Source organism: Streptomyces sp. NTD91 (assembly GCF_059510455.1).
On sequence record NZ_JCAJZW010000006.1, the window covers coordinates 61,095 to 88,091 of the forward strand.

The following is a 26,997-nucleotide window of genomic DNA, read 5'->3' on the forward strand; positions in this document are numbered from 1 at the left end:
ATCTGGAGGAGCCACGGCGATGGCGGAACACACCAGCTCGAGCATCACCATCGAGGCGGCACCGGCCGACGTCATGGGGGTGATCGCCGACTTCGCCCGCTACCCCGACTGGACCGGCGAGGTGAAGGAGGCGGAGGTCCTCAAGACCGACGACCAGGGCCGCGCCGAGCAGGTCCGCCTCGTCATGGACGCCGGTGCCATCAAGGACGACCAGACACTGGCGTACACCTGGACCGACGAGAACGAGGTCTCCTGGACCCTGGTCAAGTCCCAGATGCTGCGCTCCCTGGACGGGTCGTACGTCCTCAAGCCCACGGGACCGTCCACCACCGAGGTCACCTACCTCCTCACGGTGGACGTCAAGATCCCCATGCTCGGCATGATCAAGCGCAAGGCGGAGAAGGTCATCATCGACCGCGCGCTGGCGGGCCTGAAGAAGCGGGTGGAGTCGGGGGAGAAGTAGTCACTCCCGTTTCGACCCCGCGCACGGCGGTACCGTTCACCCCCATGCGCACCATCCTGATCACGGGCCCGGGCGGCAGCGGTCGTACCACGATCGCCGCCGCCACCGCGCTCGCCGCCGCCCGCGAGGGCACCCGCACGCTCCTCCTCGGCGCCGACCGCACCGACACCCTCGGCGCCGCACTGGGCTCCGCGACAGGACCGGCTCCGCGACAGACCGCACCTCACCTCACCGCCTGGCGGCCCGACGCCGTCGAACGCTTCCGTGGGGACCTCACCGCATTCCAGGACCGCGCCGCGAACGTCCTCGACCTGCTCGGCGCCGCCCGGCTGGACGCCGAGGAGGTCACCCCACTGCCCGGCGCCGAGGAGCTGTCCTTCCTGCGCGCGCTCAGGGACGCCGCCCTGTCGGAGCGCTTCGACCTCCTCGTCGTCGACCTGCCGCCGCTGCCGCAGGCCCTCGCGCTGCTCGGCCTGCCCGAGGAGCTGCGCCGTTATCTGCGCCGCCTGCTCCCGCCCGAGCGGCAGGCGGCCCGCGCCCTGCGCCCGGTCCTCGGCCGGCTGGCCGGGGTGCCGATGCCGTCCGAGTGGCTCTACGAGACGGCGGCCCGCTGGGACGTCGAACTGGCCGCCGTCGAGGCCGTCCTCACGGACCGGAACACCGTCGTACGCCTGGTCGCCGAGCCCGGCCCGGCCGGCGCCGACGCCGTACGGAGCGCCGGCCTCGGTCTCGCCCTGCGCGGCCTGCGCACCGAGGCCCTGGTCGCCAACCGCGCCCTGCCCGAGAGCACCCCGGACAGCTGGCTGTCCTCCCTGCTCGCGCAGCAGCGCAAGACGCTCGCCGACTGGCAGGAGCAGCCGTACGAGGTTCATCCCGTCCCGCACCTCGGCCGCGACCCGCGCGGCGCCGACGACCTCGCCGCCCTCGCGGTACCCGGCGTCGACCCGGCGCCCGCCCCGGTCGAGTGGCCCGTCGTGGACCGGCGGAGTGAGGACGGCGTGCTGGTCTGGCACATTCCGCTGCCCGGCGCCGTACGGGACGAGCTGGACCTGGTCCGGCGCGGCGACGAACTCGTGATCACCGCGGGCCCCTTCCGCCGGATCGTCCCGCTGCCCTCCGCCCTGCGCCGCTGCGGCGTCGCCGGCGCCGGCCTGCGCGAGGGCGAGCTGCGCATCCGGTTCGCCCCGGACCCCGACCTGTGGCCCGCGACCGGACGGTGATGATCCGGGTGCGCCCGTTCGGGTAACGTCGTAGAGGCGAACCGTAGTCAGGAGTCCGCCATGAGCGAAGAGCGCCCCGCATCCGACTCGTACGAGGAACAGGGCCGGGCGACCGACGCCGACGCCTGGGCCACGGCCTGTGCCGAGGACCTCGCGGCCGAGAAGGCCCGCCGCCGCGCCGAGCACGGCCCGCAGCCGGGCTCGGCCGCGGAGGAACTGAAGAGGCTCGTGGACACGGTGGCCGACAGGCTCTCCGGCCTGCAGTCACCGCTCCTCGGCGGCCTCGCAGGACCCGCCGCCCAGCAGGTGGTGCGCCAGGTCGTCCAGCAGGCCAAGGCCGCCGTCGAGCCCGTCATCGACCGCAACCCCGACGTCTTCGACCACCTCGCCGCCGCCGGCAGCGAACTGCTCGCCGCCTACCGCTCCGCCGTCCAGGCCCAGGAACGCCGCTGGACCGCCCGCACGGCCGACGACCTCACCCGCGAGGGCCCGGACGACCGCCCCGACGGGGGTGAGGGCACCGGTCCGGGGGAGCGCATCGACCTGGACTGAAGCCCTCCCACGGCAGGGCCTCGGGTACGGTTGGCCGTAGCGGGGCTCGACCGGAACTGAGGGATTCATGGGACTCACCATCGGCGTCGACATCGGCGGCACCAAGATCGCGGCCGGCGTGGTCGACGAGGAAGGCAACATCCTCTCGACCTTCAAGGTGCCGACCCCCACCACGCCCGAGGCCATCGTGGACGCCATCGCCTCGGCGGTGGAGGGTGCGCGCGCCGGGCACGAGATCGTCGGCGTGGGCATCGGAGCCGCCGGTTACGTCAACCGGCAGCGCTCCACGGTGTACTTCGCGCCCAACATCGACTGGCGCAACGAGCCGCTGAAGGACAAGGTCGAGGCCCGCGTGGGCCTCCCGGTCGTGGTCGAGAACGACGCCAACGCCGCGGCCTGGGGCGAGTACAGGTTCGGCGCCGGCAAGGGCCACCGCAACGTCATCTGCATCACGCTCGGCACCGGCCTCGGCGGCGGCATCATCATCGGCAACAAGCTGCGCCGCGGCCACTTCGGCGTGGCCGCGGAGTTCGGGCACATCCGGATGGTCCCGGACGGCCTGCTGTGCGGCTGCGGTTCGCAGGGCTGCTGGGAGCAGTACGCCTCGGGCCGCGCCCTGGTCCGCTACGCCAAGCAGCGCGCCAACGCCACCCCCGAGCGCGCCGAGGTGCTGCTGGCGCTGGGCGACGGCACGCCCGACGGCATCGAGGGCAAGCACATCTCCATGGCCGCCCGCCAGGGCTGCCCGGTGGCGGTGGACTCCTACCGGGAGCTGGCCCGCTGGGTCGGCGCGGGCCTGGCCGACCTGGCCTCCCTCTTCGACCCGTCCGCGTTCATCGTCGGCGGCGGCCTCTCCGACGAGGGCGAACTGGTCCTCGACCCGATCCGCAAGTCCTACAAGCGCTGGCTGGTCGGCGGCAACTGGCGCCCGGTGGCCGACGTGATCGCCGCCCAGCTCGGCAACAAGGCGGGACTGGTGGGGGCGGCCGACCTGGCCCGGGAGCCCGATCCGATCATGTGAGGGACGTTCACCCGAGCAGGGGCGCGGGGCTGTGTCTCCTGTGCTGCTACCGCCGCGTGGGCATGACCGGCCACGACGGCGCGGCAGCGGTACACGGCCTCCGCGCCCCGAGTCGTCGGGCGCCCCGACCCCGGGGCGTCGTAGATTGACGGCATGGCAACCCCCGCGCTCCCCAACTCCCGTACCGAGCCCGACGGTTCCGCCGTCATCCGTGTCCTGAGCTACAACATCCGCTCGATGCGCGACGACACTGCCGCCCTGGCCCGGGTCATCACCGCCTGTGCCCCCGACCTGGTCCTGATCCAGGAGGCCCCCCGCTTCTTCCGCTGGCGCAAGAAGCTGGCCCGGCTGGCGGCGGCCTGCGGGCAGGTCGTTCTCACCGGTGGCGCCACCGCGGCGGGCCCGGCGATCCTGTGCTCGCTCCGGGCCATCGTGGAGCGGACGGAGGACGTGCTGCTGCCTCTCACCCCGGGGCTGCACCGCCGCGGCCTCGCCACGGCGGTGGTCCGCTTCGGCGGTGCCCGCGTGGGGGTGATCAGCTGCCATCTGAGCCTCGACGAGAGCGAGCGGTACGAGCAGGGCGGGATGCTCCTCGACCGGCTGGCCGGGCTCGGGGCGGAGCACGCCCTCGCGGGCGGCGACCTGAACGAGGGCCCCGGCGGCCGGACCTTCCGCCGGCTCTCCGCGAGCCTCCAGGACTGCCGGGCCGTCGCCCCCTGGGGCGGCGGGACGACCTGGCCGCACAGCGACCCGCCGCAGCGCATCGACGCCGTCTTCGCGACCAAGGGCGTCGAGGTGCTCGGCTGCGGGGTCCCCCATGCCCGGCCGGGCGTCAGCCGCGCCGACCTGACGGCGGCCACGGACCATCTCCCGGTCCTCGCCGCGGTGCGCGTGCCTGCGGTATGACCGTCGCTTGAACCGAGTGCAGGAGATCGACCACCGTGGTCAGACCACGGCGCCCCGCCCCGGGTCGTCGTCCTCGTCGTCGTCCGTGCGCATCCGCATCACGAGTGCGCCGAAGCCGCCGAGGAAGCCGCCGACGCCCAGGGTGGTCAGCCACCAGGTCATGTCCCAGCCGAGCAGCACCGCCAGCAGGACCAGGACCGGGCCGCCGACGACGCCCAGCCAGGCGAACTTCGCGGTGGTGTCGGCGGCCGGCAGCGGCGGCGGCTCCGGCGGCACGAAGTGGCCCTCGTCGTCCTCGTCGAAGTCGTCCTCGGAGGGCTCGGGCGGGGTGTGGTCGCGCGGGCCGACCCCGGGCGCGAAGGACACGGAGCTGCCCAGCGGCGGCCGCACCGGCGCCTTGTCGGCGGTGTCGCTCTCGGCGTCCTTCTCCGGCTCCGGCAGCGCCAGGTCCTCCACCGGCCGGAAGGGCGTGGCCCCCGGCGGGTCCGGCGGCTCCTCGCCGTACCCCGCGACGATGGCCCGCCAGGCGGCGTCCTCGTCGAAGGGCGGGTTCTGCTCGTCCGGCTCGCGGCCCTCGCGGTCGGACTCGTGCTCAGCCACCTGTGGCCGTCCCTTCCTTGCCGAGACCGGGTGCGAGCCGACCCATGAAGGCGAGGCTCTCCTCGAAGACCCGGTCCGCGTCCTGGTCCAACGTCGCCACGTGGTAGCTGTGTTCCAGCACGATCTCCGTCACGTCCGTGGAGGACACCCGGCTCAGCACCCGGGCCGAGTCGGTCGCCGGAACCACATGGTCCTGGGCGCTGCGCAGCAGCAGCAACGGCTGGGTGACCTGGGGCAGCTCGCCGTCCAGCCGGCGCAGGAACAACCGCAGCGAGTGCGCCGCGTGCAGCGGCACCCGGTCGTAGCCCAGCTCGGCAGCGCCCTCCTTGGCTATGTCGCTGGCGATGCCCTTCGTGGTCCGCACGAGGTGCCGGGCCACCGGAAGGGCGTACGCCGACAGGCCGTGCACCTTGTTCGCCGGGTTGACGACCACCACGCCCGAGACGCGCTCGCCGTGCCGGGCGGCCAGCCTGAGCGCCAGCGCACCGCCCATCGACAGGCCCGCCACGAACACCCGGGAGCAACGCCCGGAGAGGATCCGCAGCTCGCGGTCCACCTCCGCGTACCAGTCCTGCCAGCCGGTGACCGCCATGTCCTCCCAACGGGTGCCGTGGCCGGGCAGCAGGGGAAGCGACACGGTCAGGCCGTGCGCCGCGTGGTGCTCCGCCCAGGGGCGCAGCGACTGGGGCGAGCCGGTGAAGCCGTGGCAGAGGAGGACCCCCACCTCCCCGCCCTCGTGGCGGTACGGCTCGGCTCCGGGGAGGACCGGCACCTTCGACGCTCCTGTTCCTGAAGAGGCCCCCGCCGGTGGCCGGCGCAGGCGTGAGGGAAACGTGCGGATGTGCTTCACCGTACGCGACCGCACTGACACCGACCAGGGTCGTCGGGTGCTTCGGCGCTCCCGCGGGTTAAGGTCTGTTCGACGGAAACAGGAGGCAAGCGGGTGTTGTACGGCACGATGAAGGTCGCCATCGGGGGACCGCTGAAGGTCGCCTTCAGACCCTGGGTGGAAGGCCTGGAGAACATACCGGCCGAGGGCCCCGCCATCCTGGCGAGCAATCACCTGTCCTTCTCGGACTCCTTCTTCCTGCCCGCGGTCCTGGACCGCAAGGTCACCTTCATCGCCAAGGCCGAGTACTTCACGACGCCCGGGGTGAAGGGCCGGCTGACCGCCGCGTTCTTCAAGGGCGTCGGGCAGCTCCCGGTGGACCGCTCCGGGGCGCGCGGCGCCGGCGAGGCCGCGATCAAGAGCGGCATAGAGGTGCTGGAGCGGGGCGAGCTGTTCGGCATCTACCCCGAGGGCACCCGCTCACCCGACGGCCGCCTGTACCGGGGCAAGCCGGGCGGCCTCGCGCGCGTGGCGCTCGCCACCGGCGCTCCGGTCATCCCGGTGGCCATGATCGACACCGAGAAGATCCAGCCGCCCGGAAAGGTGATGCCGAAGCTGATGCGCCCCGGCATCCGCATCGGCAAGCCGCTGGACTTCAGCCGCTACCACGGCATGGAGCACGACCGCTTCGTCCTGCGGGCCCTGACCGACGAGGTCATGTACGAGATCATGAAGCTCTCCGGTCAGGAGTACGTCGACGTGTACGCGACCGCCGCCAAGCGGCAGATCGCGGAGGCGGCGAAGGCGGCCAAGGAGGCCAAGGAGGCCAAGGAGGCCGAGAAGAAGGACGCCGAGAAGAAGAAGGCAGAGGATTAGGGGCCTCGCACCGGGGGCCGGGGGGACGGGGGACATGGCCGAGCGCGTCGGAGGCGCAGGAGCCGCACAACGGGCCGTGACGAGGATGTCGGTCGAGCTGCCGCTGTGGCGCGCGCTCTCCGGCTACCGCGTCCTGACCATGCTGTACGCCATCGGTCTGTGCGCCACCGCGTACTCCCACTTCGTACGGCCCTGGGTCGCCGTCGCCTACTACGCCGTCCTGGTGGTGTGGACCCTCGCCACCCTGCCCCGGGTGCGCAACGCGGCGAGCTGCACCAAGGGCTTCCTGGCCGCCGACCTGACCGTCGCGCTCGTCGGCATCCTGCTCACCCCGTTCGCCGACAACCACGAGCGGATCGCCGGCGGCGGCCCCACCCTGTCGTCGATATGGACCGCCGGCTCGGTGCTGGCCTTCGCCCTGAAGGGCGGCTGGCGCTGGGCGGCCGTCGCCTCCACCGCCGTGGCCGCCGCCAACCTGGTCGAGCGCGGGCGCCCCGCCCGGGACACCGTGCACAACGTGATCCTCGTCTGGGTGGCCTCGATCGCCATCGGCTACGTCGTGGAGGTCGCCCGCGCCTCCGAGCGCACCCTCGCCCGCGCCCTGGAGATCGAGGCGGCCACCCGGGAGCGCGAGCGGCTGGCCCGGGACATCCACGACGGCGTGCTCCAGGTGCTGGCCATGGTGCAGCGGCGGGGCGCGGTCATCGGCGGCGAGGCGGCGGAGCTGGGGCGGCTCGCGGGCGAGCAGGAGGTGGCGCTGCGCACCCTGGTGTCCGGCGGTCCGCCACCGGTCTCCCGGCTGCCGGAGGGCACCGCGCCCGGGGCCGTGCCACGCGCCGTCGAGGACGAGGAACCGGTCGATCTGCGCTCACTGCTGGCCCCCTTGGCGGGTGCCCGGGTGAGTCTGGCCGAGCCCGGGGCGCCGGTCGAGCTGCCCGCGCCGGCGGCGCGGGAGCTGGCCGCCGCGGCCGGCGCCGCCCTGGACAACGTACGCAGGCACGCCGGGGCCGAGGCCCGGGCGTGGATCCTGGTCGAGGACGAGCCGGACGGGATCGTGGTGACCGTCCGGGACGACGGCCCGGGCATCCCCGAGGGACGGCTCGCCCAGGCCGAGGGCGAGGGCCGGCTCGGCGTGGCCCAGTCGATCCGGGGGAGGCTGCGCGACCTGGGCGGCAGCGCCGAACTCGTCTCCGTCCCCGGGCAGGGCACGGAAGTCGAACTGAGAGTGCCGAAGAACGTGAAGGCGGGACGTCGATGAGCGAGCAGCGGGACCCGATCAAGGTCATGGTGGTGGACGACCACCCCATGTGGCGCGACGCGGTCGCGCGGGACCTGGCCGAGTCCGGCTTCCATGTGGTCGCGACCGCCGGCGACGGCGAGCAGGCGGTCCGCCGCGCCAAGGCCGCCGCCCCCGACGTCCTCGTGCTGGACCTCAACCTCCCGGCCAAGCCCGGTGTCCAGGTGTGCAGGGAACTGGTCGGTCACAACCCGGCGTTGCGGGTCCTCGTCCTCTCCGCGAGCGGTGAGCACGCCGATGTCCTGGAGGCGGTGAAGTCCGGCGCGACCGGCTATCTGGTGAAGTCGGCCTCCACCGAGGAACTGCTGGACGCCGTGCGCCGCACCGCCGTCGGCGACCCGGTGTTCACACCGGGCCTCGCCGGGCTGGTCCTCGGCGAGTACCGCAGGCTGGCCGCCGAGCCGGCACCCGCGCCCGACCCCGACGGACCCGGCGCGCCCCGGCTGACGGACCGGGAGACGGAGGTACTGCGGCTGGTCGCCAAGGGCCTGAGCTACAAGCAGATCGCCGAACGCCTGGTCATCTCCCACCGCACGGTGCAGAACCATGTGCAGAACACCCTCGGCAAGCTCCAACTGCACAACAGGGTCGAGTTGGTGCGGTACGCCATAGAGCGCGGCCTCGACGAGGAGTAGCACCTCCCTTGCCGCCTTCGGCAATGCCCCGAAATCACCCGTCCCGCCCCTCCCGGTGTGACCTGGATCACCGTTAGCGTGACTGCCTGTCAGGGAATTGCGGTGAAGGGACATATCCATGCGGGTCGGAGTACTGACCGGAGGCGGCGACTGCCCCGGGCTCAACGCCGTCATCCGGGGCGTCGTCCGCAAGGGCGTGCAGGAGTACGGCTATGACTTCGTCGGCTTCCGGGACGGCTGGCGGGGTCCTCTCGAAGGCGACACCGTCCGTCTCGACATCCCCGCGGTGCGCGGCATCCTGCCCCGGGGCGGCACCATCCTCGGCTCCTCGCGCACCAACCCCCTCAAGGCGGAGAACGGCATCCGCCGGATCAAGGACAACCTGACCAAGCTGGAGGTCGAGGCCCTCGTCGCGATCGGCGGCGAGGACACCCTCGGCGTCGCCGCCCGGCTGTCCGACGAGTACGGGGTGCCCTGTGTCGGCGTGCCCAAGACGATCGACAACGACCTGTCCGCCACCGACTACACCTTCGGCTTCGACACCGCCGTCAACATCGCGACCGAGGCCATCGACCGCCTGCACACCACCGCCGAGTCCCACATGCGGGTCCTGGTGGTGGAGGTGATGGGCCGTCACGCCGGCTGGATCGCCCTGCACTCGGGCCTGGCCGGCGGCGCCAACGTCATTCTCATCCCCGAACAGCGCTTCGACGTCGAGCAGGTCTGCGCCTGGGTGACCTCCCGCTTCCGGGCGTCGTACGCGCCGATCGTGGTCGTCGCCGAGGGCGCCATGCCCAAGGACGGCGACGCGGTGCTCAAGGACGGGTCGCTGGACTCCTTCGGACACGTCCGGCTCTCCGGGGTCGGCGAGTGGCTGGCCAAGGAGATCGAGAGCCGCACCGGCAAGGAGGCCCGCACCACGGTTCTCGGCCATGTCCAGCGAGGCGGCACGCCCAGCGCCTTCGACCGCTGGCTCGCCACCCGGTTCGGTCTGCACGCCGTCGACTGCGTCCACGAGGGCGACTTCGGCACGATGGTGGCCCTGCGCGGCACCGACATCGTCCGCGTCCCGCTCGCCGAGGCCACGGCCAAGCTGAAGACGGTGGACCCGAAGCTGTACCAGGAGGTCGGGGTGTTCTTCGGCTGACCGTCCGGCCCGGGCCCGAGGACCGGGCGGTCCCCGGGCCCCTTCGCTCACCTCGCCGTGCCGGCCCCGCGCAGCCGGCCGACCAGCTCCCGCACCACGGCGGCCCCGTCCAGGGTGAGGACGGACTCCGGGTGGAACTGCACCCCGGCGAACCCGGGGCCCCGTACCGCGTGCACCTCGCCGTTCGTCGCCCGGCTCACCTCGATCCCGTGCGCGGCCAGCTCCCGGGCCGCGTCCTCGTCGCAGCGGGCGACGAAGCTGTTGTAGAAGCCGACCGTCTCGGGTCGTCCGAACAGGTCGATCGTGGTCTGCGCCCCCTGGTACGGCACCTCCTTGCGGACGATGTCCAGCCCCAGTCCGGCCGCGATCAGCTCATGGCCCAGACAGACGCCGAGCACCCCGTGCCGGTGCTCCCGGAGCAGGGCGGCGGTCAGCTCCCGCAGGAAGCGCATCTTGGGGTCGGTGGGATCGCAGGGGTCCCCGGGACCCGGCCCGAGGACGACGGGTCCCTCGTGCGCGAGCGCCGCTTGCCGCAGCCCCGGCTCGTCGTACTGCCGGACGGCGACGTCCAGCCCGCTCGACCGCAGCACATGCGCGAGCATCGCCGTGAAGGTGTCCTCGCCGTCCACCACCAGGGCGTGCCCCGCCAGAGCCGCGGAACGCTCCTGCATCCGCAGCCAGAACGGCGCCAGTGCCGAGCGGCGCCCGTCCAGCGCGGCCTGCACCCGCGGATCGTCGGCCAGCCGGGGCCGCTCGCGCTCTTCGCGCGGCCGGGACGGCCGTACCCCGAGGGCCGCCAGCACGCCCGCCGCCTTGGCGTGGGTCTCCGCGACCTCGCCGGCCGGGTCCGAGCCGCGCACCAGCGTGGCGCCGACCGGCACGCGCAGCCGGCCCTGTGCGCAGATGTCGGCCGTGCGGATCAGGATGGGGGAGTCCAGGGTCTGCGCCCCGCCGTGGTCCCGGCCGAGCAGGGCCAGCGCACCCGCGTAGTACCCGCGGCCACCGACCTCGTGGCGCTCGATGACCCGGCAGGCGTTCCGCACGGGCGAGCCGGTGACGGTGGCCGCGAACATCGTCTCGCGCAGCACGTCCCTGGCGTCCAGGGACGACTTCCCGCGCAGTTCGTACTCGGTGTGCGCGAGGTGCGCCATCTCCCTCAGACGCGGCCCGACGACCACCCCGCCCATGTCGCCGACGGTGCACATCATCTTCAGTTCCTCGTCGACGACCATCGACAGCTCCTCGATCTCCTTGCCGTCGGCGAGGAAGGTCAGGAGGTGCTCGGGGCTCGGGCCCCCGGCGGGATAGCGGTAGGTCCCGCTGATGGGGTTCATGACGACCGTTCCGCCGGACATCCGCACGTGCACCTCGGGGCTGGCCCCGACCAGTGTGCGGTCCCCGGTGTGCACGACGAACGTCCAGTACGCGCCCCGCTCGCCCTCCAGCAGCCGGCGGAACAGCGCGAGCGCGTCGGCCCGGCCGAACCCCGGGATCGCGCCCTCGTACGTCCGCCGGATCACGAAGTTCGCGCCCTCGCCGCGGCCGATCTCCTCCGCCAGCACCCGACCGACGATCTCGCCGTACGCCTCGTCGCCGACGTCGAAGCCGCCGCCCTCGACGCGCACGTCATGACGCGGCAGCCGCCGCAGGGCTTCGTCCAGCGGGATCTCGTACGCCTCCTCGGGGACCAGCACCAGCAGCGGTGTGCCGTCGTCGCGGACGTCGAAGCCGCGCTCCCGGATCTGCCGGAACGGCACCAGCGCGAGTCCCTCGTCGGGCAGGTCGGCGAGCCGGTCGCGGCGGGTCACCGGGCCGGTCAGCACTTCCACCGTGTGCTCGTCGCGGCCCGGTGTGCGGCGGCGGAGCAGGGCGAAGGGGCGGTCGTCGTGCAGGAGCTGTGCCAGGTCCATGGTTCCTCTTCCGTCGGTGGGGAGGAACGACCCCGGACACACCGAAGGCCGCCCCTCGGGCGGCCTTCGCGAAGTCTTGCGCACGCGCGATCAGTGGGCCGCCGGATGAGCGGTCCACCACCAGTTCCGGATCGACGGCGCGAACATGGCAGAGACCCTACCGCACCCGCCCCGCGTCCACAGGACAACCTTCGCGTCTCACCTTTCGAGCCAGAAGAGGGGGCACGCGACACGACCCCGTAATGTTTACGAGGTGACCGTGAACGCTAAGACCAGCCCCGGCGCTGGCAACACCTGGCGAAACCTGCCCGCGGCGCAGCAGCCCGAGTACCCCGACCCCGAGGCTCTGCGTGCAGTGATCGCGGACCTCGAGTCGTATCCGCCGCTCGTCTTCGCGGGCGAGTGCGACCAGCTGCGCGCCCGGATGGCGGCCGTCGCCAAGGGAGAGGCGTTCCTCCTCCAGGGTGGCGACTGCGCCGAGGCCTTCGACGCGGTGTCCGCCGACCACATCCGCAACAAGCTGAAGACGCTGCTCCAGATGGGTGCCGTCCTCACCTACGCGGCCGCCGTGCCCGTGGTGAAGGTCGGCCGTATCGCCGGGCAGTACTCGAAGCCCCGTTCCAAGCCGACCGAGACCCGCGACGGCGTGACGCTCCCGGTGTACCGGGGCGACTCCGTCAACGGCTTCGAGTTCACCGAGGCGTCCCGGATCCCGGACCCCGAGCGGCTCAAGCGCATGTACCACGCCTCGGCGTCCACGCTGAACCTGGTGCGCGCCTTCACCACCGGCGGTTACGCGGACCTGCGCCAGGTGCACGCCTGGAACCAGGACTTCGTGCGGTCCTCCCCCTCGGGCCAGCGCTACGAGCAGCTCGCGCGCGAGATCGACAACGCGCTGAACTTCATGCGGGCCTGCGGCACCGACCCCGAGGAGTTCAAGACCGTCGAGCTGTACTCCTCGCACGAGGCGCTGCTGCTGGACTACGAGTCCGCGCTGACCAGGGTCGACTCGCGCACCGGCAAGCTGTACGACGTCTCCGCGCACATGGTGTGGATCGGTGAGCGCACCCGCCAGCTGGACGGGGCGCACATCGAGTTCGCCTCGCAGATCCGCAACCCGCTCGGCATCAAGCTCGGCCCCACGACGACGGCCGAGGAGGCGCTGCGGTACATCGACCGCCTCGACCCGGACCGGGAACCGGGCCGGCTGACCTTCATCGTCCGGATGGGCGCCGGCAAGATCCGGGACAAGCTCCCGGAGCTGGTGGAGAAGGTGACGGCGTCCGGTGCGACGGTGGCCTGGGTCACCGACCCGATGCACGGCAACACCTTCGAGGCGGCCTCCGGGCACAAGACCCGCCGCTTCGACGACGTGCTCGACGAGGTCAAGGGCTTCTTCGAGGTCCACAAGGCGCTCGGCACCCACCCGGGCGGCATCCACGTGGAGCTGACCGGTGACGACGTCACCGAGTGCGTGGGCGGCGGCGACGAGATCTTCGTCGACGACCTGCACCAGCGCTACGAGACGGCCTGCGACCCGCGGCTGAACCGCAGCCAGTCCCTGGACCTGGCGTTCCTGGTCGCGGAGATGTACCGGGACCAGTGAGCGGCCGAAGGGGCGCGGATCACACCGGATCCGCGCCCCTTCCTCTTTCGCCGGGCCCCACGGGATGGGTAAGGTTAGGTTTGCCTCACCGAGATACGGGACGGCAGTCATGGAGCGATCCCGTCGGGAGGTGCACCGCGTGTACGTCTGCAGCTGCTTCGGCATCACCGAGGCCCAGGTCGAGCGGCACGTCGAGGACGGTGCCTGCACGCCCCGCCAGATAGCCTCCGCCTGCAAGGCGGGCACGGACTGCGGCGGCTGCGTTCGGCGCATCCAGGCCCTGCTCGGGCGGAGTGCCTGTCCCCGCCGGGAACTGATCGAGCGGCGCGCCCCGGCTCTCGGCCGGCTGGACGAGGCCGCCTAGCGTCCGTGCCGCCGGCCGCTCAGTGCGTCGAGAAGCCGCCGGTGCCGGGGCCCGAGGCGTCGGGCTGGCTCTGCTCGATCAGGGTCGAGATGTACAGCGCCTCGCCCAGTTTGTCCACGAGTTCCAGCTGGGTGTCCAGGTAGTCGATGTGGTGCTCCTCGTCGGCCAGGATCGCCTCGAAGACGTTCGCCGAGGTGATGTCGTCCTTCTCCCGCATCACCCGGATGCCGCGGCGCAGCCGGTCGATGGCCTCGACCTCGATCTGCCGGTCGGCCTGGAACATCTCGGTCACTGTCTGACCGACCCTGACATGGAAGAGCCGCTGGTAGTTCGGCAGGCCGTCGAGCAGCAGGATGCGGTCGGTGAGGACCTCCGCGTGCCGCATCTCGTCGAACGACTCGGCCCGGGTGTACGTGGCGAGTTTCGACCACCCCTTGTGGTCCTGGAGCTTGGCGTGCAGGAAGTACTGGTTGATCGCGGTCAGCTCGGCGGTCAGCTGCTCGTTGAGCAGTTCGATGATCTCGGGGTCGCCCTGCATCGCAATGGACTCCTTCCAGGTAAGCCGGACCCGGCCGATAGCGCCGCATGATGGCACCGGCGACGAAGATCGTCCAGTAAGTGCGTACTTAGTAAATTCGTCATGAGTTGTCAGGCCTTGTCCGGCTTGGAGGAGGGTGGTCAAGGGCACTGCCCTAGGTCTGTCAGGATGGATACATGGGTCATCCGGTGGAGCGAGCGTCTGGAGCGAGGGCAGGGGCCGAGCTTCCGCCGGGTCAGCGGCTCCAGCGAGGCTGGCCGGTCACCCACTACGGACCCGTGCCGAAGTTCCGCCCCGAGCGCTGGGAGTTCCGGGTCTTCGGCGCCACCGCCGACGGTGACAAGCACATCTGGAACCACGAGGAGTTCACGGCCCTGCCGTACACCACCGTCGTGGCCGATCTGCACTGCGTGACGAAGTTCAGCATGGTCGGCGCGGAGTGGGGCGGCATCCCCGCCCGCACCATCCTCGACCTGGCCCCACCGGCGCCCGACGTCACCCACGTGATGGTCTGGGCGGAGTACGGCTTCAGCTCGAACCTCCGCCTGTCGGACTTCGCCGCCGACGGCACCATCTTCGCCACCCACAAGGACGGGGAACTCCTCACCGCCGAGCACGGCTTCCCGGTCCGCCTGATCGTGCCCCACCTGTACGCGTGGAAGGGACCCAAGTGGGCCCGCGGTGTCGAGTACATGAGCGCCGACCGTCGCGGCTTCTGGGAGGAACGCGGCTACCACAACATCGGCGACCCGTGGAAGGAACAGCGGTACTCCTACCAGGAGGAGCCGGGCGAGGGCCCGGAGCTGTGAGCCGGGGCCGGCCGGGCCGTCAGGCGTCCCTGAGCTTCTTCAGCCGCTCCACGTCCGCCGCGTGCCCCTCCTTGCCGCCCGGCGTCTCGATGATCAGGGGCACGCCCTCCGTCGCCGGGTGGGTCATCAGGGCGCGGAACGGGTCCTCGCCGATGTGGCCGGCGCCGATGTTCTCGTGCCGGTCCTTGTGCGCGCCGGCCACGTCCTTGGAGTCGTTGGCGTGGATCAGCTTCAGCCGGCCCTCGCCGACGGTGTCCACCAGCAGGTCGAGGGTCTGGTGCATGCCGCTCGGCCCGGTCAGGTCGTGACCTGCCGCGAAGACGTGGCAGGTGTCCAGACACACACCGAGCCTCGGGTGCGCGTCCAGCGCCTCGAAGTACGGGCCGAAGTCCCAGGTGCGGGAGCAGAGCGAGGCGCCCTGCCCGGCCGTCGACTCCAGCAGCAGGAACGGGTCGTCGTCGTGGGTCAGCTCGTCCAGCAGCGGCAGCAGATGTGCCCGCACCTGCTTCAGGGCCACCTCCCGGGTCCGCCCGCCGGTCGCGCTCCCGGTGTGCACGACCACGCCCAGCGCGCCGATCTCCCGCCCGCGCCGCAGGGAGTGCCGCAGCGACTCCACCGACCGCTCGACGGTCGCCTCGGTGTGCGAGCCGAAGTTGATCAGGTAGGGGGCGTGGACGTACGCCGGGATCGACTCCTCGGCGCAGGCCGCCCGGAACGCCTCGTCCTGCCGGGGATTGCCTGCGGGGTGGCCCAGCCGCGCGGATTGGCCACGAAGACCTGCACGGTCTCCGCCTTCAGCGCACGGGCGTACGACAGCCCCACCGCGTGCAGACCACCCGCGACGGGCACGTGGCCGCCGACGGGGTTGCGGAGGGAGGGGGCCGGGAGCGAGGGGGAGGAAGGTGAGGTCATGGCCCACCCAGCATGCCAGGACGTGTGGGGACGCCCCCGATCAGGGTACGACTGCACCAGCGCGCCCGCGCGGACGCCAGGGGAGGGTACACATGGGGGACGTCGTCAGCTTCTCGCTCCCGGACGGGGGCAGGGTCCTCGTCGAACCGGTCGACGAGGACGTCTACGGCCTGGAGGAGATCTCGGTCAACGGTGGCACGGTCGTCAGACGGGCCCAGGAGGGCCTCGGAGAGGCACTCGACGGCATCCGGCGCATGGCCGCGGAGGCCCATGCCCGGATCACCTCGCTCGCCGTCGCCCCGCAGCGCCTTGAACTGGAGTTCGGAGTCAAGCTCAGCGGGGAGACCGGAGCGGTCCTGGCCAAGGCGACCGGTGAGGCACACCTCGTCGTGCGGGCCGTGTGGGAGAACTAGCGGGGCCCGGCGCGGCCGAGCCGAGGTGTCCGGATCCGTCGCGGCGTGCGTACGGCCTTCTCCCGCAGTCGGGGGAGGTCGCCTACCATGCCCGAGTGGCGCGGACGCCGCAGTGCGGGCCGTGTGCCGGATGTCCCGGAGACGGAAGGGGCACAGGCATGGAAGAGACGACGGGGGTCGAGTGCGAACTGCCGGACATCGCCGCGTTCACCGTCGACGAACTGCGCGCGCTGCCGGGGTCCGTGCTCGCGGCGGCCCTGGAGCGGCTGCGGGCCGAGGCGGCGGAGTCCGGCGAGGACGCGTACAACAGCTGGCAGTCGAGCCCCTGACGGGCCGATGGCAGAGGTCGAGACGCTTCTCGCAGAGGGCTGGCGGCCCGTCCCGCTGCGCCAGTTCGTCGTCAAGATACGCAGCCGGTGCAATCTGGCCTGCGACTACTGCATCATCTACGAACACGCCGACAGGACCTGGCGCCGTCAGCCCGGTGCCATGAGCCCGCAGACGGTGCGGCAGACGGGCCGGCGCATCGCCGAGCACGCGACGCGGCACGGGCTGCGGCAGGTCCGGATCGTGCTGCACGGAGGCGAGCCGCTGCTGGCCGGACCGACGGGTATCGGCCGAATCGTGGGAACCCTGCGTGCGATCGTCGAAGACGCGGGCGCCGAGGCCGAGTTCGCCGTCCAGACCAACGGCACGCTGCTCGGCCCCCGCATGCTGCACACCCTGGCCGAACACCGGGTGCGGGTCGGGGTCAGCATGGACGGGGACCGGCGGGCGCACGACGCGCACCGCCGCACCCGGTCCGGCGCGGGCTCCTACGACCGGGTGACGGCCGGTCTGCGCCGCCTGTCCACGCAGTACCCGCACCTGTACGCCGGTCTGCTGTGCACCATCGACCCCGTTCGGGACCCCGTCGCCGTCTACGAGTCGCTCCTGCAGACCCGCCCCCCGCTGATCGACTTCCTGCTGCCGCATGCCCACTGGGGCGCCCGCCCGCCCGGACCGGCCGGCGCGTACGGCACCTGGCTCGCGGCCGTCTTCGACCGCTGGGCCGGAGCACCGCGCAAGGAGACCTCGGTGCGCCTGCTGGACGAACTGCTGCACGCCGTCCTCGGCGGCCGCAGCCGACTGGACTGGGTCGGCGTCACCCGCTCGGTGTCCGCCTTCGTCGAGGCCGACGGCGGCATCCACCAGAACGACGCCCTGCGTACCGGGTACGACGGCGCCTCCGCCACCGGCCTGGACGTCTACCGCAACTCCTTCGACGACGTCCTGCTGCACCCGGGGTTCGCGGCCCGGCAGGCCGGCCGGCGGATGCTCGCCGAGCAGTGCCTGGACTGCGCCGAGCTGTCCGTGTGCGGCGGCGGCGAATACGGCCACCGCTACGGCCCGGGCGGCGGGTACCGCCGACCGAGCGTGTACTGCGCGGACCTCCTGCTGCTCATCCGGCACATCCGGCGCTGGGTGGCCCGCTGCGCGGAGCCGCCGCAGTGATCGTCACGCACGTCATCCCGGACCGCGTCTTCGACGCGCTCGCCGCCGGCGGGGGCGGCCCGGACGCCGTACGGTTGCTGCGCCAGGCCCGGCGCAGCCGCAACCTCCTGCTGCTGCGGCGCATTCTCGACGGCTCCTGCGCGGCCGCCGCCGAGCCTGCCGCCGACCTGCTCGCCCGGGTGGAACGCGGCGACCCCGCCGCGGCCGGGAGCGTGATCGACGCCTCCTCGTTCGGCACCTGGGCCGCGCGCGCCGGGGGCGACTGCCCCGCCCACCGGCACGGCGGATGCAGCGCGCGCGCCCTCGGCGCCCTCGCCGCGGTCGCCGCCGTACGTGCCGGGATCGCCGCCGAGATCGCGGTACCGGTGCACGACGGCACCCTGCGGCTGCCCGGCCTGGGCACGGCCACCCGGCTCGGCACCGCCGACGAGGCACTGGTCGTGGTCACCCCCCGGCCGCGGGCGCACTCCGAGGCGTACGGTGCGCGGCCCGCCCGGTGCCAGGTGGAGATCCGGCTGCCGGGCGAGACACGGCCCCTGCCGCGCGATCCGGGCCGGGAGGGACACGACTGGCAGCCCGTGGCCTTCCTGGAGGCCCGGCACCGGGGGCTGGCACTGCGGCTCCCGCTGGAGACCGCCGACCCCCGGCTGCCCTCCCTCGACACGGCCAGCGCCCGCCCCGCGGCCTGGCAGGAACTGCTGCGGTCGGCCTGGCGGCTCCTGGTCGACAGCCACCCCGGCCGCGCCGCGGAACTCGTGGCCGGACTGGGCGCCATCGTCCCCCTGCCCGCGCCCGCGCGGGGGGTCACCTCCGCGACCTCACGCCACGCCTTCGGCACCGTCCTGGCATCCTGGCCCGCCGACCCCGACCGGCTGGCCCTGACCCTGCTGCACGAGTTCCAGCACAGCAAGCTCAGCGCACTGGCCGACCTCGTGACCCTGCACGAGCCGGACGGTCGTCCCCGTCTGTACGCACCCTGGCGGCCCGACCCGCGCCCGCCCGCGGGACTGCTCCAGGGCATCTACGCCCACCTCGGCGACCTGGCGTTCTGGCAGCAGCGCAGCGCCGGCCGGACCGCGCTCGAGCGTACCGACGCGGAGTGGCGGCTGGCGCTGACCCGGGCCCAGGCCGAGCGGGGCCTGACGGAGGCGGCGAGCCGGCTCCGGCTCACCCGGCTCGGCGCCCGGTTCCTCGACCGGGCCGCGCAGACCGTGCGGGCCGTCTGCCTGGATCCCGGCCCGGCCCGGGTCGCCGCACGTGTGGAGGCCGGTACCGAGGCGGTCTGGCGGCTGCGCTGGGCCGTGGCCGACGGCACCGCGATCAAGCAACTGGCCGAGCAGTGGCGCGCCCGGCTGGCGGCCGGGCCGCTGCCGCCCGGTGACATCAGGCCCGCCTCGGGTCCCGTGGCCGGGCCGGGCCCCGAGTTCGGCCGGTGGGCGGCCCGGCAGCGCGGTGCCCACCGGGCACCGCCCGCCCGGCAGGCCGCCGAAGCCGTCGCCGCCGCGCCCGACCGGCTCGAACGCTGGGCCCAGCTGGCCGGCTCCGCGGCGGAGGAACGGCTGCCGGGGGCCGCGGTGCTGCGCCGCCGTACCGAGGTCGTCCGGGACCTGTACCGCGAACTCGCCACAGGGGAGGGCACCGCCGCAGAAGCCCGCCCCCCGGAGCCGCTGGCCCTCGCGGCCTGGCTGGCCGGGGCGCAGGACGCCGACGCGGGCGAGGACACCGGTGTCTCATCGCCGGAGCGTGCCTGCCGGCCGCGGGGAGGACCCCAGGGAACCGGACAGCCGGACGGCTGAGGGACCCGCCGCCCGTGGCCCCGACAGCCGGGGCCCGGGGCCCGGGGCGGCGTGGGGTGCCTGTTTGCCGTGGGTGGGGAGGTGTGAGGCACCGGTCGGTCCGACGACCGGGGAGCCCCCCGGACTGGTCGGCCCTCGCGGCCCGGGTGGCCGGGTGGCCGGGTGCCGTCGGTCCGGGAGGCGGGCGCCGGTACGGGTCAGAACACCGGTGTCTCGATGTCGCAGAAAGCGCGCTCACCGCGGGAGAACACCCTGGCCACCGGATAGTCCGGGCCCAGCGTGTCGGCGAACCGGGTCAGTACGTCGTCGAGGAGCGCCGCGGCCTCCTCCTCCCGGCCCAGCGAACGCAGGTCGTGCACCAGGTTGCCCCCGCACACCAGCGTGACCGGATGGTCGGGACCGAGGGTCTCGCGCAGCGCGTCCAGCTGGCGGGTGTTCGCCCGCACCGCCTCCTCGAAGCGGCCCGCCGAGTGCAGGTCGTTGGCGAGGTTCACCCCGCAGCGCAGCGTGCAGTTGTGCTCCGGCCCGAACCGGCGCTCCAGCTTCTCGTAGGCGGACAGGTTCAGCGACAGCGCCCGCTCGTACCGGCCGAGCGCCCGCAGGACGACGGCGTGGTTGGTCTCCGTCATCGGAACATAGGGGTGGTCCGCGCCGAACAGCTGCTCGTATCCGTTCACGGTCAGCGCGGCCAGCCGCTCCGACTCCTCCAGCTCACCGCGCAGCAGCAGGTCGACGGCGTGATTGCCGATCGCGGCCAGGGTGTTGAGGTCCCCCTCGCCGTAGCGGGCCCGGCAGCGTTCCACCGTACGGCTGGAGCGCTCGTACGCCTCCTCGTAGGCGCCCATCGCCCGCAGCGAGACGGCGAGGTTCTTGGCCACGTCCAGGGTGTAGGGATGTTCGCGGCCCTGCCGGTCGCGCAGCTTGGGGTAGAGGGCGCGCAACGACTCCGTGGAGCCGTGGTAGTCGCCCAGTTCCCGCTGGTCGCGGGCATAGTTCGCGGCCACCACCAGGGTCAGCGGGTCATCCGGGCCGAAGACCCGCACGCGTCGCTCGTAGGTCTGCGCGTCCAGCTCCAGCGCCTCCTGGAACCGGCCCAGCAGCCGCAGGTCGAGCGCGCGGTTGGCCGCGGACATCAGGGCGAGCGGATGGTCCGGGCCGAAGCCCGTGATCAGCCGCTCCAGAGTGTCCCGGTCCCGTTCCGCCGCCGCCTCGAAGTCGCCCAGCACCCGCAGGTCGGCGGCGTTGCTGTTGGCGATCGCGAGGGTCTCCTCGTGGTCCTCGCCGTACACCCGGCGGGTGCGTTCCAGCAGCTCGGCGTTGAGCTGCCGGGCCTCGTCGAACTGCCCGAAGCTGCGGATCAGGTTGCCGTACGCGCGGGTGATGCGCATCGTCTGCGGGTGGTCCTCGCCGAGCCGTTCGCGCCACTCCCCGCGGGCGAACTCGGCGAGCTGGGCGCCGCCGGTGTAGTCGCCGTGCTGGTAGAGATAGCGGACCTCGTTGATCACCAGGTCGCGGACGTCCCGGTGCTCGCACTCCACCGCCCGGGTGGGCCGGATGTGCGGGCGCAGCTCGGCGTACCGCCGCCAGTTGGCGTCGTCCTCCGGCTCCTTGGGGTCCGCCGCCGCCAGCAGGACGTGGGTGAGGTGGTAGGTGTCCTCCTGCTCCTGCGGGGACATCTGGTTGAACAGCACCGCCTGCACCAGCCGGTGCATCTGCAGACTGTTGCTGCGGTGGTCGATGCGGGCCAGCGCCAGCCGGCCGATCTCCCGGGTGACCAGGCCCAGCTCCACCGGATCGCGCAGCGCCTCGGCGAGCGGGGACGGCAGCGGAGCGAAGGCCGCGCTGCGCAGCACGGCCCAGCTGATCGGCTCCGGCGCCATGCACGAACACAGCCGCAGCAACTGCACGGCGGCCGGGCTGCGTTCGGCCAGCCGTTCCATCGCCAGGTTCCAGGTCGCCACCACCGAGTGCGGATAGCCGGACGGCACCGAGCTGTCCAGCAGCCGTCCCGCGTGCTCGCGCAGCAGCTCCAGGTACTCGTCCACGGACATCGCCGTCTCCGCGTGCCAGGCACCGGCCTGCTCCACGGCGAGCGGAAGGTCGCCCAGCGCCTCGGCCAGCCGCGCCGCGTCCTGCGCGGGCATGCCCGGTACCCGGCGCTGCAGGAAGCGCACGGACTCCGCCCGGGAGAACACGTCCACCGCGATGGGATGGGCGTGCCCCGCCCAGCTCTGGTTGCGTGACGTCACCAGGATGTGGCCCTCGCCGGAGGGGAAGTACTCCTCCAGGTCCTCGGGCCGGTCGGCGTTGTCGAACACCAGGAGCCATCTGCGGAAGGGCGTGCCCCTGCGCAGACTGTCCAGGACGAGCGGGAGCGCCTCGTCGCCGCTGGGGGCCGCCTCCAGGCCCAGGTGCGGGGCGAGCGCGGCGATCGAGGAGCGGACCAGCGCCGGGTCCTCGGCGTTGATCCACCAGATCAGCTGGTACTGGGACTGATAGCGGTAGACGTACTCGACTGCCAGTTGGGTCTTGCCGACTCCGCCGAGGCCGAAGAACGCCTGCGGCACGATGGCCGCGCGCCGGTCGGCCAGCCGGTCGTGCAACTGCGTGATCAGTTCGTCCCGGCCGGTGAAGATGTGGTTCCGCGGCGGAATGCGCCGGCCCCACACCTGCGGCACGCTCTCCTCGAACCGCACCGGCCGGGTGTTCGTCGGCAGGGGAGCGGTGCCGGGCCCCCCGGTGCGCGAAGGGCCGTCGACGCCGGCCGGGCGAGACACGGACTCGGCCACGGATGATTCCCTTTCCGCTGATGGCCGGCGGGTCTCCGCCGCCCGGCCGGGTCCGACCGGGTGGGGACGGCCGGCCCCGGCTTCGGCAGTGTTGTTCAAGGATGTGGTGTCGGTCACGTCGTAATCGTAAGACTGCGCTGCGTCACCGCGACTCGCCGGGCGCTGCTGTCGGGAGATGAGTCCGCGCAGTCGGCGCGCCCGGGCGGCGAAGCTCCCGCCCAGCGCGTCGGCCACCGCCGCGTCGACCTTGGCGAAGGGCAGGCTCTCCACGCTGATGCGCGACGGCAGCTGGGCCGACGGATCGGCCAGCGTGGCGTCGAACCGGTACGGCGCCGACGAGTGTTCGGCCAGATAGTCCGAGACGGCCGTGAGGACCCGGCGGCTCTCCTGTCGGTGCAGGGAGCCGAGCAGCAGCGAGCGCACGTCCTCGGGGAAGTCGAACTCCGTCTGCTCCGCCGGGCGCCGCCGGGCGCAGGGCACCGGGTGCAGCAGTCCGGACAGGAACACCTCCGCGAGGTGCGACGGGGTCGTGCGGGGCGCCATGACCTGCTGGACCAGGCGCATCACCGGCAGGAACAGCGGGGCCGCCGCCAGGTACCCGGCCAGCTCGAAGGCCTGGGGCGAGGCCTGCGCGCGAAAGGCGAGCACCCGGTCCAGCGGGGACAGCCGCTCCTCGGCCGGCCGCGGGGGCGCCGTCCGCGCCGGGGCCACGGGTGCCGCGTCGCCCGCCACCACGGCATACCCCTGGAACGGCGAGGCCTCGGGACGGGCGACCAGGCGGGCCCACATCTGCAGCGCCGCGGGCGCGAGTTCCACCACCGGCACCAGGACGCCGGGGACGTCGGCAGCGCCGTGCAGGTCGCCGTTGGGGGCGCCTGGGCGGGAGGCGTGCAGGGCGACCGGGACCGGGCGCAGCGCGGTGCGGTGCCACAGCCGCCGGTCGAGCGGCTGCACGAGTGCCGTCGGCCGGCCGCGCGCCCAGCGGGCCAGCAGTCTCAGCGCCGCGCCGGAGCGCCAGCCGGGGCCGATGCCGTCGCTGAGGACGAGCACGGCACCGCGCGGCGAGTGATACGCGGGCGGCCCCTGGCCGGCGCGGCGGCGCGGCCCGCCCCCGGACCAGGGAGGCGCCGTGGTACGCACCGCGAGGGTTCCGTCCGCCAGGTGCTCCAGCCAGCGGACGGTGATCGAGCGGAACGCTCCCACCCGGCGCAGCACCGTGCGCAGCTCGCTCACCGCGCTGTCCCACAGCACCATGGACTCGCCCGTGTCGACCACCAGCACCAGATCGAGCCAGGGTTCCTCCTCCGGGACCAGCACCGGCTCCCAGACGTCGGTCTGCGCCGCGCGGTCGGCGGTGGCCTCCTCGTCCATCCGGTGCCGCACCGCGGACGAGACCCGGCGCCTGAGCGGCCGCAGCGCCCGCCCCAGTTCGACCGGCCTCGCCAGCGGGCGCACCCCGGGCGAACGGACCGGCAGCGCCGGTACGGCCGTCGCGGTGTCCCCCTCCGGCGCGCCAGGACCCCGGGCGTGCAGCTCCGGCCCCCGCGTGCGCGGGGCCGGAATGCCCGCGCGTACCGTGCCGTCCGCGTGTGGCTCGTCGGGCTCCTCGTCGGCCGGGGTGTCGCGCCGGCGCCGGAGCGGATCCGGCTCCAGCTGGCCCGTGAGCCCCGACAACGGGTGCGGCCTGCGGCCGGCCGGGCCTGCCTGCGCCGCGTGGTTCTCGGCATGCGCCAACCGCGCCGCGAGCCAGAGGACTTCGGCGATCTCCCGCGCGTCCGGAGTGGGGCGCTCCGGTGATTCGTACGCCATCAGGGCCCCGTCTCGAGATGCCGCCACAGGGTGCGCAGCAGATCCTCCCACTGCTCGCGGTCCTCGTCCGCGCCCGCGCGCGCCAGCTGGATGGCGCCGAGCAACTGGTCCACCGCCACGCTGCCGTTGCCCTGTTCCACGAGGAAGGCCTCCACCAGCGGGCGCGCCTCCTGCAGGGCCTCCTCGCCCAGATGCGCGGCGACGATCGCGGCGAGCCGTTCCGGACCCGGCGGTTCGATGTCGTACCGCAGGCAGCGCCGGGCGAAGGCGGCGGGAAACTCCCGCTCCTCGTTGGAGGTGATGACCACGAGCGGGAACGCCCAGCAAGCGATCTGACCGTCCGTCACCTGTGCCTGCCCGCCGTCCGCCGTCCGCACGGACACGCTGCGCTGCTCCGGGGGCAGCCGCAGCAGCTCCTCGATCGCGAAGCGTCCCTCCTCGAACACGGTCAGAAGATCGTTCGGCAGGTCGATGTCGCTCTTGTCCAGCTCGTCGATGAGCAGGACGCGCGGCCGGCGGCGCGGCAGCAGGGCCGTGCCCAGCGGCCCGAGCCGCAGGAACCGGCCGATGTCGCCGGTGCCCCCGCCCGTGTCCAGGCCCGCCCGGCGCAGGTTCGCCTCGTGCAGCCGGCCGATGGCGTCGTAGGCGTACAGCCCGTCCCGCAGCGTCGTGCGGGACGTCACCGGCCAGTGCAGCACGGGGCCGAGCCCCAGCTCGTAGGCGACGGCGTGGGCCAGCGTCGACTTGCCGGTGCCGGGGCGGCCGGTCAGCAGCAGCGGACGGCGCAGCAGCAGCGCCGCGTTGACCACGTCGACCAGTCCCCGGTCCACCTTGAACACCCGGCCCCGCCGGGCGTCGGCCGGCTCGGGAGCGAGAGGCTCGTCCTCGGGGGGCGTGCCCTGCTGGATCGGCCGCCAGCCCGGAGGGTCGGGGAGCCGTTCGATCGCGTCGTGCGGGACGCCGTCGCCGCGATACAGCCACCAACCGGGTGTCTGCGGGCTTCCGGTCTCGGTCACGAGGGGTCACCTCCGGGGGCGGGTACGGGTGCGGCCAGGGGGGTCTGTGGTGGCAGCCGGTCGAACGGGTCCCAGAGGAAGCCGAGGCGCAGTCCGCCGCCGATGCGCGGCCCGCCGCCGGCGGACACCGGCGACCACTCGCCGCGCCGGGCCCGCAGCACGGCCTCCGGCAGGCCCCGCACGCCGGTCGCCCGCAACCGGTCCGGCAGCTCCCGGGTGACGCGCGCCCCGTCCTGTTCGTCGTGCGCCCACACCAGCGCGGGAATCCCCGCGTCCAGGGCGGCGTCGAACTCCGGGTCCGGCGTGCGCTTCCGGGACGCCCGCGGCGGGAAGCCGAGCACCAGCGCGAGCGGTCCCTCCTCGGGGTACAGGGCGGAGAACAGCACTTCGTACGACGCGGTGTCCTGGCTCCGGGCGGGCAACACATCGACCACCCGCTCCCCGGAGAGTACGGACATCGCTCTCATCCTGTCCCACTTACGGGACCAGTTATGCCCCCATCCGACCCAAACCGATTCGTTCTGGCGCTCGAGGCTGCGCACGGCGACCGGGTGCACCACCCCCAGACGCACCTCCGCGCCGCTGGGCGTGCTGATCGGGAGCCCGTCCACGGGTCTGCCCAGCAGCTCCCGGGGCAGCACGAACTCCACGAAGAGATCGGGGGAGTCGATGGCCTTCGCCCGGCGCATCCGGATGATCTCTTTCCTGATCAGACGCTCGATGTCGGCGAACCGCATGGCCTCGGTGTACTGCTGGACGGCCTCGCGCGGCGAGCCCTCGTGCTCCTGGAAGACGTCGAGCAGATAGTGCCGGGACGGCGAGGCCGGAGTGATGCGGAAGGTGGCGTACGTCCACCGGGCGCCGGCCCGCGCCGGACGCGAGCGCCGCCCCAGCAACGGGCCGGGATCGACCACCGGCACGCAGTGCCCGGCCCGGCCGCGCACCCAGCGGGCCAGTTCCTGCCCGCGGGTGCCCGGGACCCGCTGGGACAGCGCCGCGACGAACGTCAGCAGGGGTGGCACCGGGCGGCCTGCCTGAGCGATCTGCTGCAGGTCGTGCACGATCCCGAGGATGTCCTCGGGGGCGCCCTGCCAGGGGCGGCGCACCGGCCCGAGCGCCTCGTCGCGCAGCGCCACCAGACCCGGGAGCGGCACCGCCCCGTCCAGCAGCAGACGGTAGAGGTCGTCCATGGCCTCCGCGTCGAACGGGCCGTCGTCGAACGGCACCGGGTGCGGGGCGGTGTCCGGCTCGGCGCCGGGCGGGGGCAACTCACCGGACAGCGCGAGAGCGGCCCGCAGCGGGGGCCAGGCCCGGGCCAGCCGCGCCAAGGGGATCATCCATGTCACCCCCGCGTCCGGGGCCTTGTCCCGCAGCACGGCCAGCCCCATCACCCGGGAGGTCGCCACGTCCTTCACGCCGCAGCCGCTGTACCCCTTGCCGACCTTGCGGCCGGTGTCCGGCGCGTCGTTCAGCTGGATCAGCGCCGAGGCGGGCCCCCCGGGGCCGGCCATGAGGCAGTCCGCCCACACCCCGTGCGGCTGCCCCTGCGGATAGCCGTACACCTGCATCCGCCGCTTCGCGCTGTACGCGCCCGCGGACAGATGACCGTGCGAGGTGGGCAACTGGTCGCCGGCCAGGGAGAGATCGCCGTGCAGGGTCAGCACCGAGAAGTCCTCGTGCGAGTGTCCGCCGGAGTAGAGGTGCCCGCCGCCCGGGGAGCCGCGCAGCCGCAGGCCGTTGCTCAGGCTGATCGTCACGGTGGCGCCCGGGTCGTCCTGCCACTGCCGGCCGACGGCGCTCGCCACCACGTGCGCACACGTCAGCACGTACCGCGGCGGCATGATGACCCCTCCGCCCACGGGTGCGCCCGTGGGCCCGAGGATGCTGACCTGCCAGACGTCGGTTGCGGTCAGCTCCGCGACCGGTTCCACCCCCAAGAGACCTCTCCCCCCGTCCGTCCCGCAACCGGACCCGCGTCTGCGGAGCCGCCATAGT

At 73.2% G+C, this 26,997-nt stretch carries 24 protein-coding genes and 1 pseudogene; 16 read left to right on the forward strand and 9 right to left on the reverse strand.

From position 1 onward, the window contains the following. Window positions 1-19: 19 nt before the first annotated feature. The 5 genes from AC5WRT_RS09190 (at window position 20) to AC5WRT_RS09210 (ending at window position 4,162) form a co-directional block, all read left to right on the forward strand. Window positions 20-463, forward strand: coding sequence for an SRPBCC family protein (locus AC5WRT_RS09190; RefSeq protein WP_496092459.1), 444 nt, complete (start codon window positions 20-22; stop codon window positions 461-463). A 44-nt stretch (window positions 464-507) separates the two neighbouring features. Next, window positions 508-1,683, forward strand: a complete 1,176-nt coding sequence (locus AC5WRT_RS09195; protein ID WP_496092460.1) for an ArsA family ATPase — start codon at window positions 508-510, stop codon at window positions 1,681-1,683. 60 nt (window positions 1,684-1,743) lie between these two features. Then, entirely contained in the window at window positions 1,744-2,235 is a 492-nt protein-coding gene (locus AC5WRT_RS09200) for a DUF5304 domain-containing protein (protein ID WP_496092461.1), read from the forward strand. Window positions 2,236-2,302: 67 nt separating this feature from the next. Next, the gene (locus AC5WRT_RS09205) at window positions 2,303-3,256 is read left to right on the forward strand and encodes an ROK family glucokinase (RefSeq protein WP_360149925.1); all 954 of its coding nucleotides are present in this window, start codon (window positions 2,303-2,305) and stop codon (window positions 3,254-3,256) included. 153 nt (window positions 3,257-3,409) lie between these two features. Continuing rightward, the gene (locus AC5WRT_RS09210) at window positions 3,410-4,162 is read left to right on the forward strand and encodes an endonuclease/exonuclease/phosphatase family protein (protein ID WP_496092462.1); all 753 of its coding nucleotides are present in this window, start codon (window positions 3,410-3,412) and stop codon (window positions 4,160-4,162) included. 39 nt (window positions 4,163-4,201) lie between these two features. Here AC5WRT_RS09210 and AC5WRT_RS09215 read toward each other — a convergent pair whose 3' ends face one another. Together AC5WRT_RS09215 and AC5WRT_RS09220 are read right to left on the reverse strand one after the other, a co-directional pair. Next, on the reverse strand, window positions 4,202-4,762 hold the full coding sequence (locus AC5WRT_RS09215) for a hypothetical protein (protein ID WP_496092463.1): 561 nt from the start codon (window positions 4,760-4,762) through the stop codon (window positions 4,202-4,204). Continuing rightward, window positions 4,755-5,534, reverse strand: a complete 780-nt coding sequence (locus tag AC5WRT_RS09220) for an alpha/beta hydrolase (protein ID WP_496092464.1) — start codon at window positions 5,532-5,534, stop codon at window positions 4,755-4,757. Before AC5WRT_RS09220 ends, AC5WRT_RS09215 begins: the two co-directional genes overlap by 8 nt. 186 nt (window positions 5,535-5,720) lie before the next feature. Between AC5WRT_RS09220 and AC5WRT_RS09225 the strand changes: the two genes are divergently transcribed. The 4 genes from AC5WRT_RS09225 to AC5WRT_RS09240 all read left to right on the forward strand — a co-directional run bounded on the left by AC5WRT_RS09225 (window position 5,721) and on the right by AC5WRT_RS09240 (window position 9,546). Then, on the forward strand, window positions 5,721-6,467 hold the full coding sequence (locus tag AC5WRT_RS09225) for a lysophospholipid acyltransferase family protein (RefSeq protein ID WP_496092651.1): 747 nt from the start codon (window positions 5,721-5,723) through the stop codon (window positions 6,465-6,467). An 85-nt stretch (window positions 6,468-6,552) separates the two neighbouring features. Then, a complete protein-coding gene (gene macS / locus AC5WRT_RS09230) occupies window positions 6,553-7,725 on the forward strand; it encodes a MacS family sensor histidine kinase (protein WP_496092652.1) in 1,173 nt (390 codons plus the stop codon). Next, entirely contained in the window at window positions 7,722-8,399 is a 678-nt protein-coding gene (locus AC5WRT_RS09235; RefSeq protein ID WP_496092465.1) for a response regulator, read from the forward strand. Before macS ends, AC5WRT_RS09235 begins: the two co-directional genes overlap by 4 nt. A gap of 118 nt (window positions 8,400-8,517) precedes the next feature. After that, the gene (locus tag AC5WRT_RS09240) at window positions 8,518-9,546 is read left to right on the forward strand and encodes a 6-phosphofructokinase (RefSeq protein ID WP_496092466.1); all 1,029 of its coding nucleotides are present in this window, start codon (window positions 8,518-8,520) and stop codon (window positions 9,544-9,546) included. A gap of 47 nt (window positions 9,547-9,593) precedes the next feature. Here the strand turns inward: AC5WRT_RS09240 and AC5WRT_RS09245 are convergent, their stop codons facing one another. Beyond that, complete coding sequence (locus AC5WRT_RS09245; protein WP_496100109.1) at window positions 9,594-11,456, reverse strand: anthranilate synthase family protein; 1,863 nt, start codon at window positions 11,454-11,456, stop codon at window positions 9,594-9,596. Between the two features lie 90 nt (window positions 11,457-11,546). Next, complete coding sequence (locus tag AC5WRT_RS09250) at window positions 11,547-11,603, reverse strand: trp operon leader peptide (RefSeq protein WP_382467012.1); 57 nt, start codon at window positions 11,601-11,603, stop codon at window positions 11,547-11,549. 106 nt (window positions 11,604-11,709) lie between these two features. Here AC5WRT_RS09250 and AC5WRT_RS09255 point away from each other — a divergent pair, with 106 nt between their 5' ends. Together AC5WRT_RS09255 and AC5WRT_RS09260 are read left to right on the forward strand one after the other, a co-directional pair. Further along, window positions 11,710-13,062 carry a class II 3-deoxy-7-phosphoheptulonate synthase gene (locus AC5WRT_RS09255; RefSeq protein ID WP_496092468.1) on the forward strand — a complete coding sequence of 451 codons (1,353 nt, stop codon included), beginning with the start codon at window positions 11,710-11,712 and terminating at the stop codon, window positions 13,060-13,062. A 109-nt stretch (window positions 13,063-13,171) separates the two neighbouring features. Then, entirely contained in the window at window positions 13,172-13,426 is a 255-nt protein-coding gene (locus tag AC5WRT_RS09260; RefSeq protein ID WP_496092469.1) for a (2Fe-2S)-binding protein, read from the forward strand. 19 nt (window positions 13,427-13,445) lie between these two features. Here AC5WRT_RS09260 and bfr read toward each other — a convergent pair whose 3' ends face one another. Next, window positions 13,446-13,964, reverse strand: a complete 519-nt coding sequence (gene bfr, locus AC5WRT_RS09265) for a bacterioferritin (protein WP_496092470.1) — start codon at window positions 13,962-13,964, stop codon at window positions 13,446-13,448. A gap of 176 nt (window positions 13,965-14,140) precedes the next feature. Here bfr and AC5WRT_RS09270 point away from each other — a divergent pair, with 176 nt between their 5' ends. Further along, on the forward strand, window positions 14,141-14,773 hold the full coding sequence (locus AC5WRT_RS09270; RefSeq protein WP_496100110.1) for a sulfite oxidase-like oxidoreductase: 633 nt from the start codon (window positions 14,141-14,143) through the stop codon (window positions 14,771-14,773). 19 nt (window positions 14,774-14,792) lie between these two features. Here the strand turns inward: AC5WRT_RS09270 and AC5WRT_RS09275 are convergent. Continuing rightward, window positions 14,793-15,685: pseudogene (locus AC5WRT_RS09275) on the reverse strand (deoxyribonuclease IV). Between the two features lie 92 nt (window positions 15,686-15,777). Here AC5WRT_RS09275 and AC5WRT_RS09280 point away from each other — a divergent pair. The 4 genes from AC5WRT_RS09280 to AC5WRT_RS09295 all read left to right on the forward strand — a co-directional run bounded on the left by AC5WRT_RS09280 (window position 15,778) and on the right by AC5WRT_RS09295 (window position 19,388). Continuing rightward, a complete protein-coding gene (locus AC5WRT_RS09280; protein WP_496092473.1) occupies window positions 15,778-16,098 on the forward strand; it encodes a CU044_2847 family protein in 321 nt (106 codons plus the stop codon). 158 nt (window positions 16,099-16,256) lie between these two features. Next, complete coding sequence (gene fxsA, locus AC5WRT_RS09285; RefSeq protein WP_496092474.1) at window positions 16,257-16,427, forward strand: FxSxx-COOH cyclophane-containing RiPP peptide; 171 nt, start codon at window positions 16,257-16,259, stop codon at window positions 16,425-16,427. A gap of 7 nt (window positions 16,428-16,434) precedes the next feature. After that, window positions 16,435-17,592, forward strand: coding sequence for an FxsB family cyclophane-forming radical SAM/SPASM peptide maturase (locus AC5WRT_RS09290; RefSeq protein ID WP_496100111.1), 1,158 nt, complete (start codon window positions 16,435-16,437; stop codon window positions 17,590-17,592). Then, complete coding sequence (locus AC5WRT_RS09295) at window positions 17,589-19,388, forward strand: aKG-HExxH-type peptide beta-hydroxylase (RefSeq protein WP_496092476.1); 1,800 nt, start codon at window positions 17,589-17,591, stop codon at window positions 19,386-19,388. The genes AC5WRT_RS09290 and AC5WRT_RS09295 overlap by 4 nt, the downstream gene beginning before the upstream one ends. A 197-nt stretch (window positions 19,389-19,585) precedes the next feature. On the opposite strand, the gene fxsT is transcribed toward AC5WRT_RS09295, so the two are convergent. Genes fxsT through AC5WRT_RS09310 form a run of 3 tightly spaced genes read right to left on the reverse strand, consistent with a single transcriptional unit; the run spans window position 19,586 to window position 26,933 of the window. Beyond that, window positions 19,586-23,986 carry an FxSxx-COOH system tetratricopeptide repeat protein gene (fxsT, locus tag AC5WRT_RS09300; RefSeq protein ID WP_496092477.1) on the reverse strand — a complete coding sequence of 1,467 codons (4,401 nt, stop codon included), beginning with the start codon at window positions 23,984-23,986 and terminating at the stop codon, window positions 19,586-19,588. Then, window positions 23,986-25,002, reverse strand: a complete 1,017-nt coding sequence (locus tag AC5WRT_RS09305) for an AAA family ATPase (protein ID WP_496092478.1) — start codon at window positions 25,000-25,002, stop codon at window positions 23,986-23,988. Before AC5WRT_RS09305 ends, fxsT begins: the two co-directional genes overlap by 1 nt. Continuing rightward, window positions 24,999-26,933, reverse strand: coding sequence for a VMAP-C domain-containing protein (locus tag AC5WRT_RS09310; protein ID WP_496100133.1), 1,935 nt, complete (start codon window positions 26,931-26,933; stop codon window positions 24,999-25,001). The genes AC5WRT_RS09305 and AC5WRT_RS09310 overlap by 4 nt, the downstream gene beginning before the upstream one ends. Window positions 26,934-26,997 lie beyond the last annotated feature (64 nt).

What these genes read in the sequence shown, in the direction of transcription:
- AC5WRT_RS09190 (WP_496092459.1), top strand. Translation starts at nt 20, where the DNA reads ATGGCGGAACACACCAGCTCGAGCATCACCATCGAGGCGGCACCGGCC.
- AC5WRT_RS09195 (WP_496092460.1), top strand. Translation starts at nt 508, where the DNA reads ATGCGCACCATCCTGATCACGGGCCCGGGCGGCAGCGGTCGTACCACG.
- AC5WRT_RS09200 (WP_496092461.1), top strand. Translation starts at nt 1,744, where the DNA reads ATGAGCGAAGAGCGCCCCGCATCCGACTCGTACGAGGAACAGGGCCGG.
- AC5WRT_RS09205 (WP_360149925.1), top strand. Translation starts at nt 2,303, where the DNA reads ATGGGACTCACCATCGGCGTCGACATCGGCGGCACCAAGATCGCGGCC.
- AC5WRT_RS09210 (WP_496092462.1), top strand. Translation starts at nt 3,410, where the DNA reads ATGGCAACCCCCGCGCTCCCCAACTCCCGTACCGAGCCCGACGGTTCC.
- AC5WRT_RS09225 (WP_496092651.1), top strand. Translation starts at nt 5,721, where the DNA reads ATGAAGGTCGCCATCGGGGGACCGCTGAAGGTCGCCTTCAGACCCTGG.
- macS (WP_496092652.1), top strand. Translation starts at nt 6,553, where the DNA reads ATGTCGGTCGAGCTGCCGCTGTGGCGCGCGCTCTCCGGCTACCGCGTC.
- AC5WRT_RS09235 (WP_496092465.1), top strand. Translation starts at nt 7,722, where the DNA reads ATGAGCGAGCAGCGGGACCCGATCAAGGTCATGGTGGTGGACGACCAC.
- AC5WRT_RS09240 (WP_496092466.1), top strand. Translation starts at nt 8,518, where the DNA reads ATGCGGGTCGGAGTACTGACCGGAGGCGGCGACTGCCCCGGGCTCAAC.
- AC5WRT_RS09245 (WP_496100109.1), bottom strand. Translation starts at nt 11,456, where the DNA reads ATGGACCTGGCACAGCTCCTGCACGACGACCGCCCCTTCGCCCTGCTC.
- AC5WRT_RS09260 (WP_496092469.1), top strand. Translation starts at nt 13,172, where the DNA reads ATGGAGCGATCCCGTCGGGAGGTGCACCGCGTGTACGTCTGCAGCTGC.
- bfr (WP_496092470.1), bottom strand. Translation starts at nt 13,964, where the DNA reads ATGCAGGGCGACCCCGAGATCATCGAACTGCTCAACGAGCAGCTGACC.
- AC5WRT_RS09270 (WP_496100110.1), top strand. Translation starts at nt 14,141, where the DNA reads ATGGGTCATCCGGTGGAGCGAGCGTCTGGAGCGAGGGCAGGGGCCGAG.
- AC5WRT_RS09280 (WP_496092473.1), top strand. Translation starts at nt 15,778, where the DNA reads ATGGGGGACGTCGTCAGCTTCTCGCTCCCGGACGGGGGCAGGGTCCTC.
- fxsA (WP_496092474.1), top strand. Translation starts at nt 16,257, where the DNA reads ATGGAAGAGACGACGGGGGTCGAGTGCGAACTGCCGGACATCGCCGCG.
- AC5WRT_RS09290 (WP_496100111.1), top strand. Translation starts at nt 16,435, where the DNA reads ATGGCAGAGGTCGAGACGCTTCTCGCAGAGGGCTGGCGGCCCGTCCCG.
- fxsT (WP_496092477.1), bottom strand. Translation starts at nt 23,986, where the DNA reads ATGGCGTACGAATCACCGGAGCGCCCCACTCCGGACGCGCGGGAGATC.